Here is a 15,344-nt window from a genome sequence, read left to right on the forward strand (position 1 = left end):
GTCGATGGCTCGGATGTGTCCAAGGGGGCAGTGGCATACGCCGCCAAGACCGCCGCCGGCAGGGGGATCAAGCTCCATGTGGTGATGGCTTATTCGATCCCCTCGACGATGTTCGCCGAGGGCATGGCGCCACCCCAGCAGCTCGTGGACCATTTCGAAAAGGAAGCCGAACCGGCCGTGCAGGAGGCGATGCAGATCGCCCGCGAGGCCGCTCCCGATCTCGAGATCACCGGTGCCGTCGCCGAGGGCAACCCGGCGCAGCTGTTCATCGAATACTCGCGCGAGGCGAAAATGATCGTGCTCGGCTCCCGCGGGCTCGGCGCGCTCAAGGGCGTCGTACTCGGCTCGGTGTCGGCGCACGTGGCGACGAACGCGCTCTGCCCGGTGATCGTGACGAAGGCCGACACCGTCGCAAACATCAACGAATCCGGACCTGTCGTGGTCGGAGTCGACGGCTCGGACAACTCCATCCGCGCCACCGAGTGGGCGTTCTCCGCTGCCAAGGCGCGCGGCACTTCAGTCCTCGCAGTGCACACCTGGATGGACCCGGAGGTCCAGGCCGCTGCCGCCGGCGTGATTCTCTCCGAGGAGGACCTCGAGCGCCTCTCGGGCGAGCAGCGCACGATGCTCGATGATGCGCTCGGCCACATGCGCGAGAAGTACCCGGACGTCCAGGTGGAAACGCTCGTCACCGAGGACCGCGCCACCCGCGTGCTCGTGGAGAAGTCGCGCGATGCCCAGCTCGTGGTCGTCGGGTCGCACGGCCGCGGCACATTCACCGGGATGCTGCTCGGCTCGACCAGCCGTTCACTGCTCCAGGCCTCGTATTGCCCTGTGATGGTGGTGCGCCCGCAGGCATGCTCCAGTGAGTAGGCTGGGTAATTATGTCGGATATGCCAGAACAGACAGCGGAACGCATCGAAATCCTGCGCAACGACGAGGCGGGCCGCTACGAGATCACCGTCGATGGGGACGTGGCCGGCTTCGCCGATTTTCAAAATGACGGCGGAGTGCGGATCATGCCGCATACGGTCATTGATCCCGCGTACGGAGGACGGGGTCTCGGCGGCACGCTCGTGCGCTTCGCGCTCGACGACACGCGCGCGGCCGGTTTCAAGGTCGCCCCGCACTGCTCATTTGTCGATGCGTTTATGACGAAAAACCCCGAATACGCCGACCTACGGGCGTAGATCCCTTCCTGGATAGCTGAGAAAACGAATTTCGCTCGCGTTGGTTCGAGAGAATCGACTTCCCGGCCCCGGCGTGCAAGCGCGCAGGTCGGAAGGCGGAATGTAACCAAGACAAGCTCGGCCGAGCGGCTTGGGAAGACCGGCGCCAGCCTGTCTTCCCCTGCAAGAACCGGTGAGCTTCGTTAGGGTCGATTTTGTCAGGCGTAAACAACAACGCTATTTCGATGGAGGCAAACACCATGGGCATTTTCGATAAGGCCAAGGAATTCGTTCAGGGCAACCCGGACAAGGTCAACAGCGCTGTCGACAAGGCCGGCGACGCGATCAATGACAAGACCGGTGGCAAGCACGCCGACAAGATCGATACCGCCAAGGGCAAGGTCGGCGACGCGCTCGGCAACCAGGGCGGCGACCAGGGTGGCCAGCCGCAGGGCGGCGAGCCGGGCCAGGGCGGCCAGCCGGGCCAGGGCGGCCAGCCGGGCCAGTAATTCCCGCGCGCCCGCGCCACTGTGGCCGGGCCGCGAATCGGCGATGGGACACGCAAGGTGATCCCATCGCCGATTCTTTTTGCGCCGAAGCGATAATCTGGACCCGTGAGTTCCCAAGGTGCCGTCAAAGCCAGTCCGCGCGAGCGGCTGCTCTCCACTGCCACGGAGCTGTTCACCACCCAGGGGATCCGCGCCGTGGGAATTGACCGGATCCTCAAGGACTCCCGCGTCGCGAAGGCGTCGCTCTATAATTCCTACGGTTCCAAGGACGCGCTCGTCGTCGCCTACCTCGAGCACATGCACACTGCGGACGAAGAGGCCTGGTCGAAGCGCACGTCCTCGATGGAGCGGCCGCGCGACCGCATCCTCGCCTTCTTCGATCTCGTCCTCGCTTCCGGCTCGATCCCCATGGGCTCGCCGTTCATCGCCGCGGCCCTCGAGTTCCCCGAGCCCGCGACCGCGGGCGAGCGAGCAATCCGCGCCGCTGTCGATGCGCACCGGCAGTGGGTTCTCGACACGATCACCGAGCAGCTGCGCCTCATGGGCCTGCAGGACCCGGACAATATCGAGGAGATGGCACTGCGACTAGTGGTGCTTCTCGACGGCGCGGTAACGGCCGCGCGCATGCTCGACCACGTGTCCTCGACGATGACCGCGCGCGCCATGGCCGAAATGACCCTCCGATTGGTCGACTAGTGCGCTCGGGCCGCCGCCTGGTTGTCGTCGGCGAAGTGCTCATCACGATCGGCGTTCTGCTCGCCGGGTACGTGTTTTACCAGGTCGTCTGGACGGACCGCGCCTCGGCGGAGTTACAGTCCGCCGCGTCCGAACAGCAGGAGGAGGCATGGCGGTCGCCCGAGAATCCGCGCGCGGTGTCCCTCGCCGATGACGGCGACGGGCCCGTGCCCTTCGCGCGTATCCGGATCCCGGAGTTCGGCGGCGATTTCGATTACGCCATCGTCTCCGGCGTCACCGACGCCGACCTCGACGCCGGGCCGGGCCACTATCCGGAGTCCCAGGGGCCGGGCGAAGCCGGGAACTTCGCACTCGCAGGGCACAGGGTCGGGCGCGGGGCACCGTTCAACGACCTCGGCAGGCTCGCCGCATGCGACGCGATTGTCATAGAAACCGCCGACACCTGGCTCGACTACCGCGTCCTGCCGACTATCGGCGGGGAATTCGGCGACGCCTCGGATCCCGCAGCGGCAAAGGATGCCGCATCCGCGTGCATGCCCCGCACCATCACCGACCGCCTGCGCAGCGATGCCTACAAAGGCGTGCCCGGCCGGCAGATCGTCGACCCCTCGCGCACCGATGTCCTCGACCCGATCCCCGGTGGCGAGGCCGCGCAGGACCCGCGGCAGTTGCCGCTACTCACGCTCACCACCTGCCACCCGCAGTTCTCCGCCGCCGAGCGGCTCATCGTCCACGCGGTGCTGGTGGGAACCACCGACAAGTCTGACGGCGGACGTCCGCCCGCACTGGAGGGACGGTAGATGTACGGCTGGGTGTGGCGGCATATCCCAGGGCCGACCCCGGTGCGCGTGCTCCTGGTACTCGCCGCCGTGGTGGCGCTGTTCTTCCTCCTCATGGAGGTCGTCTACCCACTCATCGAGCAGGCGATGCCGTTTTCCGATGTCTCGGTGAGCTGAGTGGCGCGGGCAGTTACAGGCGCGGAATGACGGTGTCGGCGACCAGCTGCACGGCCTCCGAGCGTGCCTGCGTCGCCTGCACGGTGAAGACCTGGTCCTCGCGGTATACCGCGAGCGTCGCCCCGGCCTCCGAGGCATTTTTGCCGCCGGTCCAGCCACCGTCGATGTCGGCGCGCTCGGTCGAGTCCGGGGGAACAATCTCGTCCACGAGGCGCATCGCCTCGTCCTCGGATTCGACGGTCTCGACCGACACCATGAGAGTCACGGCGCCATCCTGCGTGCCGAAAAAGCACGCCGGCGGATCGTAGGCGGGGTCGATCTGGGTCTTGTCGACCGTTTCCCCGGTGAAATCCGCGGCTTCTTCCGCTGATAGGTAAGGGCAGTCCGCATCTTCTGTGGGGGCCGGCTGGCGGAACCCCTCGTCCGACTCCGGGGTCGCCGGCGCGGCGGTGACGATCTCGCCGTACTCGGCGTCGCCGGAGGCCTGCGAATCGGCACCTCCGCCGTCATTACAACCGGCGAGCAGCGCGCCGGCTACGAGCGCCGCCGAGGCGACCACGAAAGGGCGGGTGGGGCGATGTCCCGGGTGGAAACGCATGCAGCCCAGCCTATCGGTTGGACCCGGGCAGGAGGGGGCGCGGTAGGATCATGCGCATGACAGAATCGCCCTCCGCTCGCCGCGCGCCGTCCCTCGCGCGCATCGGAGCGGCATTCGTGCTGGTCCCGGCGTTGGCATTGGGTGCGTGCGCACCGAGCTCGGACAGCGGGGAACCGCAGGCACCGGTGGAGAACACCCGGCTCACATCGATCGAGCCGGAGCCTGTGAACGATTCGGAACTCGCCCCGACCGATCGCGGGCCCCTGCCCAAAGTGTGCGACGAGGTTGCGTTGTCGGTAGCGGAGGTCTCGCAGATCACCGGCCTGACCCTCCCCTCCTCGGAACCGGCGGCGCCCGGCGGTCGCCCCGAGATGTGCGCCTACGGCAGTTCGTGGGACGACCCCGCCTCGCTGTTCCTGTCGCTCGAGGGCAATAAGGACACCCCGAGCACGTCGGCGACCACCTCCGCCGCCGCGACGTCCACGGCGGCAGACGATTCGGATGCGGACGCAGAAGAGGCCGACGAGAAGGACGACCGCCTGACCGCGGAGAACTCCGTGTTCATCTCGGCGCGAGAACTGCACGGGGACGACACCCCCGAAGAGCTGCTCGAGTCGATTCCCGAGATCGCCGGACCCATGTACGAGTGCACCCTCGACACCCATGACGTCGCACTTCCCGAACTCGACACCTCCGGATATGCGTCGCTCGACAACCCCGGCGAGGCCGACGGCGTTTCCGCCCTCGGGCCGGTGAGCGGTTTCGGGATGGCGACGGAATTCGGCAGCGGCACCACGAGCGCCCAGTCCACGACGTCGGCGTCCGCGAACGCAACTTCCTCCGCGCGTCCGTCCCGGGGCGCCGACGCCACGAGTGAGAAATCCCGGAAGCCTGAGAAGACCGTGGACATGGAGATCCTGCGCTGCGACAACGACCCCACGGGGCATGTGCCGCACGTCCAGGCATTCTTCGTGACCGACTCGCAGCTCTGGCAGGTCAGCATGACCGTCTCGAAGAAAGATGCGGACGATCTGACTACTGATCAAGAAGCAGAGGGGCTTTTCGCGCTGGCCGCATACATCTCCGATAGCGTGTAACTAACGAGGTGTGCCCGCCGCGCATCGGGCGCCACACGACAAGGCGTTGTCGCTGGTATGCGAATGACGACACGAATCGGAACACAGCTAGTATCTGAAAATAACTATTTCCTCTTGATTTAGTTTTGCTAGTTCTATAACCTTGAGCGCAGCACGTTAGCTCCGCCGCATCCCCCTTGTGGCGTCGAGCGATGGAACGAGCGGCTCCCCCCGCCTTCTCGCTCCGCACGTGCCCCGAATGCTGGCCACCCCCCTCGTGGCCAGCATTCACTTATTTCCCAGAACGCGGTCACAGCCTCCCCGGCCGGTTCCGTCGGCGCGTGCGAATACCCCCTGCGAAAGACCGAAACGCCTTGCGCAGCGACAACGGGCGTTGACTCGGCGTCAATTGCCGGCGCATCGGTTGCGCCGCTCGCCGGACTCCGAGGCACCCCGTGGGCGATTCTTCATATTTTTTACCCGGGCGCGCATCGGCCCAACACTGGCATTTCCGGCGCATACCGTGCATTATTGTTACGGAAGTGACGAATGTGATTATTGAGACTTGTGTTTCGCATATGTTTCGCTCAGTTCGACCCTCGGTCCCCAGCAATTCTTCTAGGAGTGCGATGCTTCGCCGTTCCCCATTCGCGCGCGCAACGACCTCGGTAGCCCTGGCTGCCGCCGTCCTTTCCTCGGTGGCTCTGGCGCCCACCGCAGGTGCCCAGAGCGCGGCCCAGCTCCCCGGGTTCAACGCGGGTTCGCTCGAGTCGACCCCGGTGGGCCTGCCCGGTATCGAATCGGCGCCGCTGCCCTCGCTGCAGGTCGCGGGCCTCGATCTGCCGATTTTCACCGTGCCGACCATCGCGCCCGCTCGTCCCGCACCCGAATACGGCAAGGTGGGGATTTTCCCGACCGACGGTGAGACCGTGGGCGTCGCGCAGCCGGTGATGTTCACGTTCGACAAGCCGATCACGGACCGCGCCAAGGCGGAGGCAACGCTTGGGGTGAGGACCGCGCCGGCGCTCGACGGGAAGTTCTACTGGATCAGCGACACCGAGGTGCGCTGGCGACCCCTCGAGTTCTATCCGCCGAACACCACCGTCACCGTCTACGCGGGAGGGCGCCAGCAGTCTTTCCGAACGGGCGACGCCGTCGTCACCACCTATGACGACAACACGAAGATGATGACCACCACTCGCAACGGTGAGGTGGTGCGCGAGATGCGCGCATCTTCGGGCCGGCCGCAGTACGCAACCCACAACGGCACGTACTACACAGGGTGGCGCGCACGCGAGGTGCAGATGGATTCCTCCACGTGGGGACTCGCGCGCGATGCAGGCGGCTACGACACGACGGTTAATGACGGCGTCCGTCTGTCCTACGACGGGATCTTCGTCCACTCCGCCCCGTGGTCTGTTGCCGATCAAGGCGTACGCAATGTCTCTCACGGTTGCTTCAATCTGAGCCCCGAGGATGCGCGCTGGTTCTACGAAAACACCCGCAACGGTGATCCCGTGATCGTCAAGAACACCCTTGGCCGTGAGTTCGGGGCTTTTGACGGCCAAGGCGACTGGAACTACTAAAACCGCTCGCACCACGGCCGTCCACTGCGCCCTACGCAGGCATAGAAAGAGCCTTACCCCACAGCGACAGGTAAGGCTCTTTCTATGTTATTTACTGCCTAAATGGATTTTTCCGCCATCTAAATAACCATTCTCTCATGTAAAAGTTCAGCCGTTCGTAACCTTTTTGCAATCGCGGAGTTTCCCGAACCGCCCTCGCTGGTTACTCGCATGGACTTCGATAGGAATCGTGAAGTCAAGTTCAATCGAGGACGCTCCCGCGGCGGGCGCCTCAGCGGATTCGACGGCGCCGGGAGCATCCCATCGCCGGCGCAGCAGAAAAGCAGGACGCACCCAGGAGTATCTACTCTTCGCCGCGCTCGTCCTCCCCAACCTCGTGATGTTGGGCATCTTCACCTATCGCCCACTGTTGGACAACATCCGGCTGTCGTTCTTCAGCTGGAACATCTCCTCGCCCAACCCGCCCAAGTTTGTCGGGTTCGACAACTACGCCGAATGGTTCGAGGGGCTCGTCAGCGGTGGGCATTCGTGGACGGTCGTATCCAACACGATCATTTTCACGGCAACGACCGTCATCGGTTCGATGGTTCTCGGGCTCGCGCTCGCGATGCTCCTCGACCAGCAGATCAAGGGACGCGGCCTGGTTCGGTCTGCGGTGTTCGCGCCTTATGTCATCGCAGGCGCCGCGATCGGCATTGCCTTCCAGTTCATTTTCGATCCCCGCTTCGGGCTGATCTCGGGAATGCTCGGCGCCCTCGGAATCAAGTCCCCGGACTTCTACCAGGATCCGAACTGGGCGCTGTTCATGGTGACGATGACGTTCCTGTGGAAAAACCTCGGCTACGCCTTCGTCATCTATCTTGCCGCGTTGCAGGCCAAGCCTGCCGAGCTCTACGAGGCTGCCGAGATCGACCGGGCGAGCAGCTGGACGGTATTCCGACGGGTCACCCTGCCGATGCTGCGTCCGACGACGTTCTTCCTGTCGATCACGGTGATGCTCAACTCGCTGCAGGTGTTCGACATCATCTACGTGATGACCCGCGGCGGACCGCAGGGCAACGGAACAACGACCATGGTGTTCCAGGTGTACCAGGAAACCTTCGTCAACTACCGGGCCGGCTACGGCGCCACCGTCGCCACGATCATGTTCCTCATCCTGCTGATCATCACCGTGCTGCAGGTGCGCTCGATGGATCGGGGGAATACGAAGTGAAAAAGAAGACCTCCCTCGGCGGGAAGATCCTCGGTTACGGCGCCATGGTTCTCACCCTGCTCATCGTCGGAATCCCGCTGTACTGGGTGCTGTCGAACTCATTCAAGACCCCCGACCAGGTGTTCCGCGTTCCGCCACTGTGGTGGCCGGAATCGTTCACGGCCGGGAATTACCCGCGGGTGTTCTCCGAATCGCCGTTCGGCCAGTACATGCTCAACTCGGTCATCATCACGTCGATTCTCGCGGCCATCAAGATCGTTCTCGGCGTGATCAGCGCGTACGCGTTCGCCTACCTGCGTTTTCCCGGCAGAAGCGCGGTGTTCATGCTCGTGCTCGCCGCGCTGATGGTGCCGAACCAGATCACCGTCATCTCGAACTACGCGCTCGTGTCCCAGCTCGGTTGGATCAACACGTTCCAAGGCATCATCATCCCGCTGGCCGGCGTCGCCTTCGGCACATTCCTCATGAGGAACCACTTCATGTCGCTGCCCTACGAGATCATCGAGGCCGCGCGCATGGACGGTGCGAGCCATATGCGGTTGCTGTTCCGCATCATCCTGCCGATGAGCTGGCCGACCCTCGTCGCGTTCGCGCTCATCACGGTGGTCAACGAATGGAACGAATACCTGTGGCCGTTCCTGGTAGCCTCCGACGATTCGGTCGCGCCGATTCAGGTGGGGCTCACGCGACTGGTCAATACCGACTCCGGGTTCACGGACTGGCCGCTGGTCATGGCCGCCACCGTGCTCACCGTCATCCCGATCCTCGTGGTCTTCCTCTTCCTCCAGCGCTACATGATCAAGGGGCTGACCTCCGGCGCCGTCAAGGGCTGAGCGCGCCACCCGAGAACTTCCCGTCCGACCGATCCAGGTCCTCCAGGTTTCACCCGAAAGGAAACACACATGAGCCAGTTCACTCGACGCTCCTTCATCGGCCTCGTGGGCGCAACCGGGGCCGCAGTCGGCCTGTCCGCGTGCGCCGGATCCGGAGGCGGCGGCAACGGCGGAGGTGGCGGCGAAGAAGGCGATGCGAACCGCGTCATCTTCTGGTCCAACCACCCCGGCACCTCCAAGGAACTCGAACTCGAGATCATCGAGGCGTACAAGGAGGTCGCGCCGGACATCACCGTCGAGCTCATCGACGCAGGCAAGGACTACGAAGAGGTCGCCCAGAAGTTCAACGCCGCGCTGTCCGGTGGCGGTCTTCCCGACGTGATCGTCGGCTCCGACGTCAACTGGTTCAACTTCGCCCTCAACGGGCAGTTCGCCAAGGTCAACGAGCTGTGGGACGCGGCCGAGGAGTTCGACAAGGACGACTACGTCGAGTCACTGCTCGGCGACTACGAACTCGACGGCGACAACTACGGCATCCCGTTCGCCCGCTCGACCGTGATCTTCTACTACAACAAGGAACTGTGGAAGCAGGCCGGTCTTCCCGACCGCGGCCCGGAGACCTGGGACGAGTTCGCCGAATGGGCGCCTCGCCTGCGGGACGTGCTCGAGGGCGACGCGCGGCCTATCGCGATGTACAACGGCGCGAACTACCTCGACTGGACCATCCAGAACCTGCTGTGGGAGAAGGATGGCGGCTTCTCCTCAGAATGGGATCTCACCTTCACCAAGCCCGAGACGATCAGCGGACTCGAGTACCTCGTCAAGCTCAACGATGACGACCACCTCATCCTCTCCGACGACTCGATCGTCGAGTTCTCGGCGGGAATCGCCGCGTGCGCGGTGGCGTCGACCGGCTCGATCTCCTCGGTCAAGGAGCAGGCGAACTTCGAGTGGGGTACCGCGTTCCTGCCGGGCGCCGCGGACAACGACTCCTGCCCGACCGGCGGCGCCGGCGTCGCGATCCCGGCCGGCATTTCCGACGAGCGTAAGGCCAACGCGATGAACTTCATCGCGTTCCTCACCAACCCCGAGAACACCGCGAAGTTCGCGCAGGGCACGGGCTACATGCCGGTGCGCAAGTCCGCGACCGAGTCGGAAGAGGTCCAGGCATACCTGAAGGAGACCCCGCAGGCGAAGACCGCGATCGACCAGCTTCCACACACCCGCCCGCAGGACTACGCGCGCGTGTTCGTGCCGAACCCGGGCACGCGCATCGGCGGCGCCCTGGACAAGATCCTCGCCGGCTCCGACATCACCTCGACGATGGAGGCTCTGCAGGACGAGACGCAGAACATCATCGACACCCAGATCGAGCCGCTGCTTGGCAATTGACTGACTCCCCCTGGGGCGCCCGCGCGGCGCGGCCGCCCCAGGGGACCGCAAGCTCCCGTTCGCACCCCAGCCCGTGAAGAAGGTTTCGCCCCATGGCTTCCGTCACCTACGACAAGGCCTCCCGCCTGTTCCCGAAGGCCGATCGTCCGGCCGTCGACGCCCTCGACCTGCACGTCGATGACGGCGAGTTCCTCGTTCTCGTCGGCCCGTCGGGCTGCGGAAAATCGACGAGCCTACGGATGCTCGCCGGGCTCGAGGAAGTCACCTCGGGCAGCGTCCACATCGGCGGCGAGGATGTCACCGGGGTCCAGGCGCGCGACCGCGACGTCGCGATGGTTTTCCAGAGCTACGCCCTCTACCCGACCATGACGGTCGAGGAGAACATGGGCTTCGCGCTCCGCAACATGGGCACTTCCAAGAAGGACACGAAGGCGCTCGTCCTCGAGGCCGCGCGAATCCTGCAGCTGGAGGAATACCTCGGCCGCAAGCCCGGCCAGCTCTCCGGTGGCCAGCGCCAGCGCGTGGCGATGGGCCGCGCGATCGTCCGCCGCCCGCAGGTCTTCTGCATGGACGAGCCGTTGTCCAACCTCGACGCGAAGCTTCGCGTGTCGACGCGTTCGGAGATCGCCGGGCTGCAGCGCCGCCTGGGGATCACAACCGTCTACGTCACCCACGACCAGACCGAGGCGATGACGATGGGCCACCGCGTCGCGGTGCTCAAGGACGGCATTCTGCAGCAGGTCGCGACGCCACGGGAAATGTATGACGCCCCGGTCAACACGTTCGTCGCCGGGTTCATCGGCACGCCCGGAATGAACCTGCTCACCGTCCCCGTGGATTCCTCGGGCGATCCCACCTTCGGCGGCGAACCGGTGCGCCCCGCGTTCAACGTCGGCGCACGTAAGGAGGTCGTGCTCGGTGTGCGGCCTGAATCCCTGCAGATCGTCGGCCCCGACGCCCCGGGGCTCGACATCAAGGTCACCCTCGTCGAGGAACTCGGCCTCGAGGTCTTCGTCCACGGCCAGGCCACCGACGGCACCGCCACCCTCGAAGGCAAGGACCTCGTAGTGCGCACCGTCCGTTCGAAAACCCCTTCGCTGGATGACGTCGTACGTATCGCTCCCCTCGCAGAGCACGGCTCGCTGCTGTTCTTCGACGCCCAATCCGGCGAGCGCATCGTCAAGGACTGAGTTGTCCCGCCGACCGCCGGCTTCCACCTGCACATAGCGAAATCGGGTGCACCCCCTCGTGAGGGACGCACCCGATTCGTCGTCGGATGGGTGTGGGGCGGCCTAGATCTCCAGCCCCGAATCGAAATCGGCGGTCGAGCCCGGAAGCGAACCGCCGGCGAGCTTGGGCTCGTCGCCGGCATCTGCGAAGGCATCGAGTGCCTCTACAAGTGCATCAACTCGGTCTGTGGGCATGTTCGCCACAACCTCGGCGATGAGCACTCGCCGCCGATCGGTGACCTCCTGGACGACCTGCTGCCCCTTCTCCGTGACCCGAAGAGCGAGGCCGCGCGTACCGGCGCCCGCGCGGGTCCGCTCGACGAGGAACGCCGATTCGAGGCGGTCGACCATGCGGGTCACCGAGCTCGGGGCGACGGCCAGCTCCTCGGCGAGCTGGGTCTGGTTGTTGGCGGAACCACGGGAAATCACCAGCAGCGCCCGGAACTGGGCGAAGGTGATCGGCGACGAGGCCTCGTCGAGGCTACGAGCCGAGAGCGCCACGAGCAGACGCGAGGCGCGCAGGAACGAATCGATGAGATCCGAGTTCGTGTCCGCCGCGCCGGAGTCCGGTCTGATTTGGGTTTCCATTGTGTTCCACCATCCTTTGATGTGTTGGACGGATTACGTCCAGATACTTACGCGTTGCGACTCGTCGAGCCACATCTGGTCTTCGGCCGTGACGTCGAAGGCTTCGTAGAAGGAACCGATGTTGCGCACGACCTGGTTGCATCGGAATTCCGGGGGCGAGTGCGGGTCGATCGCCAGGCGGCGGATCGCCTCGGCGTTTCGAGTCTTGGCTCGCCACACCACCGCCCAGCTCGCGAACAGCCGCTGCGCGCCGGTCAGCCCGTCGATCTCCGGGGCATCGTCAAGCGAGCCACCGAGGCTGATCCGGTAGGCCTGCACGGCGATGCCGAGCCCGCCGAGGTCGCCGATGTTCTCGCCGATTGTGAAGGCGCCGTTGACGTGGTGCTTTTCCGGGTCGAGCCCCTCGGGTGTGAGCGCCTCATACTGGTCGATGAGCGCCTGGGTCTGCGCGGAGAATTCCTCGCGGTCGGCATCGGTCCACCAGTTATTGAGGTTTCCGTCGCCGTCATACAGCGAACCCTGATCGTCGAAGCCGTGGCCGATCTCGTGGCCGATCACGGCGCCGATTCCGCCGTAGTTCATCGCATCGTCGGCCTCGGCGTCGAAGAACGGCGGCTGCAGGATCGCAGCGGGGAAGACTATCTCGTTCATCACCGGGTTGTAGTAGGCGTTGACCGTCTGCGGGGTCATGTGCCATTCGTCCCGGTCGACCGGCCCGCCGAGCTTGCCGAGTTCGTAGTCGTGGTGGAACTCGGCGGCGCGACGCACGTTGCCGATGAGATCGTCCGGGCGCATCTCGAGCGCCGAGTAGTCGCGCCACTTGTCCGGGTAGCCGATCTTCGGGGTGAACTTCGCGAGCTTGTCCAGAGCGCGCTCGCGCGTCTCGGGGGTCATCCACTCCAGAGTTTTGATCGAATCGCGATAGGCGGCGAGCAGGTTGTCGACCAGCGCCGACATCCGCGCCTTGTACTCCGGCGGGAAGTGACGATCGACGTAGACCCGTCCGACCTCTTCGCCGACGGCTCCCTCGACGAGCGAGACTCCGCGCTTCCAGCGGTCGCGCATGCTCTCGGCACCCGACATCGCCTTGCCCATGAACTCGAAGTTCGCCTCGACGAGCTCCTCGGGCAGGCATGCCACACGCTCGGAGACGACGCGCCAGCGGGCCCAGTCCTTCCAGCGATCCAGATCGACCTCCTCCCACAACAGCGCGACGGAGGTGAAGAAGGACGGTTGCGACAAGATGACGGTCGAGAACGTCTCGGCAGAACCGCCGAGCGCCTCAATCCACTTCTGCCAGGGGAAGCCGGGAGCCTTCTGCTCGAGCTCGGCCCAGGAGACCGGGTTATACGTCTTGACCGCATCGCGGCTTTCCACGACGTCCCAGTGGCTCGCGGCGATCTGCTTTTCGAGATCGACAACAGCGTCGGCGCGCGCGGCCACGTCGCGATCGCCGAACACCGACGTCAACCCCGCCATGCGAGCGACATGCTCGCGGTAGCCGGCGAGAGTGTCCGCGTGGGCGGGGTCGCGATAGTAGGACTCGTCGGGCAGGCCGAGACCGAACTGAACCATGTAGACGACGTACTTACTCGAATCGCCGGCGTCGTTGGAGATGAAGGAGCCGACGAGGCCGCCGACGCCCGAACGTTCGAGCGTGGCCAGCGCCACGGCGAGCTCATCCTTGTCTTTCGCGTTGTCGATGAGTTCCAGGTCCGCGTCGAGGGCCGAGGTGCCCACCTCATCGACCGTGCCGGTGTCCATGAAGGAGTGGTACAGGGCGCCGATCGCCGAATCCTCCGGCGCCTCGGTGATGATCTCGCGGACCTGCTCCTCGGCGCGGTCGCGCAAGACGATGAACGCGCCGTCCTGGCCACGGTCGGCGGCGATGGTGTGGGTATCGAGCCACCGGCCGTTGATGTGCCTATAGAAATCGTCCTGCGGGCGGACGGACTCGAGAACATTTTCCAGGTCGAGCCCGGAACGGAGCTGGGAGGTACTTGGGTTTTCGGTCATGCATCCCACCCTACGGACGGCGGGTTCGCATGCGTGCAGCATCGACCGGTGCGGCGAAACGACCTGTTCGACATTGTTGCGGACGGCACGCCTTCCCTGATTGTTCGGAGCAAGATAAAACCGACCTTACATTCCAAATCTAAATTTTCTCTAGGTTTCCGCTATGCAATGCCAGCCTGTTGCGAATGGGGCAGCTGTTAATGCAGATGTGCATTAAGTCTTGTGTGACGTAATTGAATTACTGCATACTGGTGAGCATGTATGTTTATCGCCAGCGTGGCGGCCGACGGCCGTTCACCCTCGTGTCCCTAGGTGTTTTCGCAGCCGTCGCCGTACTGGTGGCTGCGCTCCTCGCCGTCACCACCCAAGGCCAGCAGATACGAAACGTCGCGGAACCCAGCGACTACATCAATTCCAACCTCGCTTCCAAGCCGCAGGGCGTGGACGTGTCCAAGTGGCAGCATCCGAGCCCGAACTCGATCGATTGGAAGAGCGCGGCCGCGGGCGGCAAGGAATTTGCCTTCATCAAGTCCACCGAAGGCACCGAGCCCGGCAACGACAACCTCGCCAGCGACGTCAAGGGCGCTCGTGAGGCAGGCATGCACATCGGGCTTTATCACAAGGCGCTTCCGTCGATGGACGCTACGGCGCAAGCGGACGCGTTTGCCGAGTCGGTGCTCGAGGTCGGTGGCGAGCAGCTGCCGCCGGTGCTCGATTTCGAACTCGATGAGGGCAAGAACGCCGAGCAGCTCGCCGCGTGGGTCCAGGAGTTTATGGACCGTCTCGAGGACAAGACCGGTCGTACGCCGATCATGTACACGTACAAGTCCTTCTGGATGGTGCAGATGGCGAATACGAAGAAGTTCTCCGAGTACCCACTGTGGCTCGCCGAGTACCGCCAGGAGGAGCCCACCGAGCCCCAGATCGGCGGCTGGGACTCGTTCACGTTCTGGCAGTACGCCGGCAACGACGGCCAGGCCGACGGCTTCCCGACCCCGGTCGACCTCAACGTGTTCAACGGCTCGAAGTCCGAGCTCGACAAGATGGTCGGGACGGTGGGCTCCGGGGCACAGGACACCCCGGCGCCGTCCGGCGAAGATAAGACCGGCGAGTCCGAATCCGAGTCCGGCGATTCCCAGTCCGGCACCGACGAGTCGGGCACCGAGGAATCCGAATCCGAGTCCGGCTCCGGCGCTCAATCGGGCGATAAGCCGCTGACGCTGACGATTCCGAAGCTGCCGATCCCGGAGGGCTCGCTGCCCGCCGGCATGACGCTGCCGATCAAGATCGTGCTGCCGTCGAGCATCTTCGGTGTCGGGTCCTCGGGCGTGAGCTCCGATGTCAACTGGCTCAAGAGCCTGCTCGGCGGACTTCCGGAAGAGGTTCTCAAGTCCGTGGAGATCAGCTAGTTCCCTAGTGTGGCGCCCGCTTCGGGCGCTGCGCATCGCGGCGGCCCCCTTGCGCCCGTCTACCCCGGTCGGTG

16 protein-coding genes are annotated in these 15,344 nt (G+C 64.7%); 13 read left to right on the top strand and 3 right to left on the bottom strand.

The window, feature by feature from the left end:
• The 6 genes from K8V11_RS09365 to K8V11_RS09390 form a co-directional block, all read left to right on the top strand.
• A partial coding sequence (locus tag K8V11_RS09365) for a universal stress protein (protein ID WP_303913156.1) occupies positions 1-873 on the top strand: 873 nt, incomplete at its 5' end.
• A 20-nt stretch (positions 874-893) separates the two neighbouring features.
• Complete coding sequence (locus K8V11_RS09370; protein WP_303913159.1) at positions 894-1,190, top strand: GNAT family N-acetyltransferase; 297 nt, start codon at positions 894-896, stop codon at positions 1,188-1,190.
• A 224-nt stretch (positions 1,191-1,414) separates the two neighbouring features.
• Positions 1,415-1,678, top strand: a complete 264-nt coding sequence (locus K8V11_RS09375) for an antitoxin (protein ID WP_303913162.1) — start codon at positions 1,415-1,417, stop codon at positions 1,676-1,678.
• Between the two features lie 105 nt (positions 1,679-1,783).
• A complete protein-coding gene (locus K8V11_RS09380; protein WP_303913165.1) occupies positions 1,784-2,374 on the top strand; it encodes a TetR/AcrR family transcriptional regulator in 591 nt (196 codons plus the stop codon).
• Positions 2,375-2,409: 35 nt separating this feature from the next.
• Positions 2,410-3,174, top strand: a complete 765-nt coding sequence (locus tag K8V11_RS09385; RefSeq protein ID WP_303913168.1) for a class E sortase — start codon at positions 2,410-2,412, stop codon at positions 3,172-3,174.
• Positions 3,175-3,330 carry a hypothetical protein gene (locus K8V11_RS09390; RefSeq protein ID WP_303913171.1) on the top strand — a complete coding sequence of 52 codons (156 nt, stop codon included), beginning with the start codon at positions 3,175-3,177 and terminating at the stop codon, positions 3,328-3,330.
• Between the two features lie 13 nt (positions 3,331-3,343).
• On the opposite strand, the gene K8V11_RS09395 is transcribed toward K8V11_RS09390, so the two are convergent.
• Positions 3,344-3,928, bottom strand: a complete 585-nt coding sequence (locus tag K8V11_RS09395; RefSeq protein WP_303913173.1) for a DUF2020 domain-containing protein — start codon at positions 3,926-3,928, stop codon at positions 3,344-3,346.
• Between the two features lie 56 nt (positions 3,929-3,984).
• On the opposite strand from K8V11_RS09395, the gene K8V11_RS09400 reads away from it, so the two are divergent.
• The 6 genes from K8V11_RS09400 (at position 3,985) to K8V11_RS09425 (ending at position 11,218) form a co-directional block, all read left to right on the top strand.
• Entirely contained in the window at positions 3,985-5,025 is a 1,041-nt protein-coding gene (locus K8V11_RS09400; protein WP_303913174.1) for a hypothetical protein, read from the top strand.
• A 608-nt stretch (positions 5,026-5,633) separates the two neighbouring features.
• A complete protein-coding gene (locus K8V11_RS09405; protein ID WP_303913177.1) occupies positions 5,634-6,590 on the top strand; it encodes a L,D-transpeptidase in 957 nt (318 codons plus the stop codon).
• Positions 6,591-6,969: 379 nt separating this feature from the next.
• Positions 6,970-7,803 (top strand): carbohydrate ABC transporter permease, encoded by an 834-nt coding sequence (locus tag K8V11_RS09410; RefSeq protein WP_303913238.1) that lies wholly within the window; start codon positions 6,970-6,972, stop codon positions 7,801-7,803.
• 44 nt (positions 7,804-7,847) lie between these two features.
• Positions 7,848-8,636: a carbohydrate ABC transporter permease gene (locus K8V11_RS09415; protein WP_303913241.1), complete on the top strand. Its 789-nt coding sequence runs from the start codon at positions 7,848-7,850 to the stop codon at positions 8,634-8,636.
• Between the two features lie 69 nt (positions 8,637-8,705).
• Entirely contained in the window at positions 8,706-10,028 is a 1,323-nt protein-coding gene (locus K8V11_RS09420) for an ABC transporter substrate-binding protein (RefSeq protein WP_303913180.1), read from the top strand.
• A 92-nt stretch (positions 10,029-10,120) separates the two neighbouring features.
• Positions 10,121-11,218: an ABC transporter ATP-binding protein gene (locus tag K8V11_RS09425; protein ID WP_303913183.1), complete on the top strand. Its 1,098-nt coding sequence runs from the start codon at positions 10,121-10,123 to the stop codon at positions 11,216-11,218.
• A 102-nt stretch (positions 11,219-11,320) separates the two neighbouring features.
• Here K8V11_RS09425 and K8V11_RS09430 read toward each other — a convergent pair whose 3' ends face one another.
• Together K8V11_RS09430 and K8V11_RS09435 are read right to left on the bottom strand one after the other, a co-directional pair.
• A complete protein-coding gene (locus K8V11_RS09430) occupies positions 11,321-11,845 on the bottom strand; it encodes a MarR family winged helix-turn-helix transcriptional regulator (protein ID WP_303913186.1) in 525 nt (174 codons plus the stop codon).
• A 33-nt stretch (positions 11,846-11,878) separates the two neighbouring features.
• The gene (locus tag K8V11_RS09435) at positions 11,879-13,861 is read right to left on the bottom strand and encodes a M13 family metallopeptidase (RefSeq protein WP_303913189.1); all 1,983 of its coding nucleotides are present in this window, start codon (positions 13,859-13,861) and stop codon (positions 11,879-11,881) included.
• 257 nt (positions 13,862-14,118) lie between these two features.
• On the opposite strand from K8V11_RS09435, the gene K8V11_RS09440 reads away from it, so the two are divergent.
• Positions 14,119-15,270, top strand: a complete 1,152-nt coding sequence (locus K8V11_RS09440) for a glycoside hydrolase family 25 protein (protein WP_303913192.1) — start codon at positions 14,119-14,121, stop codon at positions 15,268-15,270.
• Positions 15,271-15,344: the final 74 nt, after the last annotated feature.

This window comes from Dietzia timorensis (assembly GCF_020742175.1).
In the GTDB taxonomy this organism is placed as follows: Bacteria; Actinomycetota; Actinomycetes; order Mycobacteriales; family Mycobacteriaceae; genus Dietzia; species Dietzia timorensis_A.

What these genes read in the sequence shown, in the direction of transcription:
- K8V11_RS09370 (WP_303913159.1), top strand. Translation starts at nt 894, where the DNA reads ATGCCAGAACAGACAGCGGAACGCATCGAAATCCTGCGCAACGACGAG.
- K8V11_RS09375 (WP_303913162.1), top strand. Translation starts at nt 1,415, where the DNA reads ATGGAGGCAAACACCATGGGCATTTTCGATAAGGCCAAGGAATTCGTT.
- K8V11_RS09390 (WP_303913171.1), top strand. Translation starts at nt 3,175, where the DNA reads ATGTACGGCTGGGTGTGGCGGCATATCCCAGGGCCGACCCCGGTGCGC.
- K8V11_RS09395 (WP_303913173.1), bottom strand. Translation starts at nt 3,928, where the DNA reads ATGCGTTTCCACCCGGGACATCGCCCCACCCGCCCTTTCGTGGTCGCC.
- K8V11_RS09400 (WP_303913174.1), top strand. Translation starts at nt 3,985, where the DNA reads ATGACAGAATCGCCCTCCGCTCGCCGCGCGCCGTCCCTCGCGCGCATC.
- K8V11_RS09405 (WP_303913177.1), top strand. Translation starts at nt 5,634, where the DNA reads ATGCTTCGCCGTTCCCCATTCGCGCGCGCAACGACCTCGGTAGCCCTG.
- K8V11_RS09410 (WP_303913238.1), top strand. Translation starts at nt 6,970, where the DNA reads ATGTTGGGCATCTTCACCTATCGCCCACTGTTGGACAACATCCGGCTG.
- K8V11_RS09415 (WP_303913241.1), top strand. Translation starts at nt 7,848, where the DNA reads ATGGTTCTCACCCTGCTCATCGTCGGAATCCCGCTGTACTGGGTGCTG.
- K8V11_RS09420 (WP_303913180.1), top strand. Translation starts at nt 8,706, where the DNA reads ATGAGCCAGTTCACTCGACGCTCCTTCATCGGCCTCGTGGGCGCAACC.
- K8V11_RS09425 (WP_303913183.1), top strand. Translation starts at nt 10,121, where the DNA reads ATGGCTTCCGTCACCTACGACAAGGCCTCCCGCCTGTTCCCGAAGGCC.
- K8V11_RS09430 (WP_303913186.1), bottom strand. Translation starts at nt 11,845, where the DNA reads ATGGAAACCCAAATCAGACCGGACTCCGGCGCGGCGGACACGAACTCG.
- K8V11_RS09435 (WP_303913189.1), bottom strand. Translation starts at nt 13,861, where the DNA reads ATGACCGAAAACCCAAGTACCTCCCAGCTCCGTTCCGGGCTCGACCTG.
- K8V11_RS09440 (WP_303913192.1), top strand. Translation starts at nt 14,119, where the DNA reads ATGTATGTTTATCGCCAGCGTGGCGGCCGACGGCCGTTCACCCTCGTG.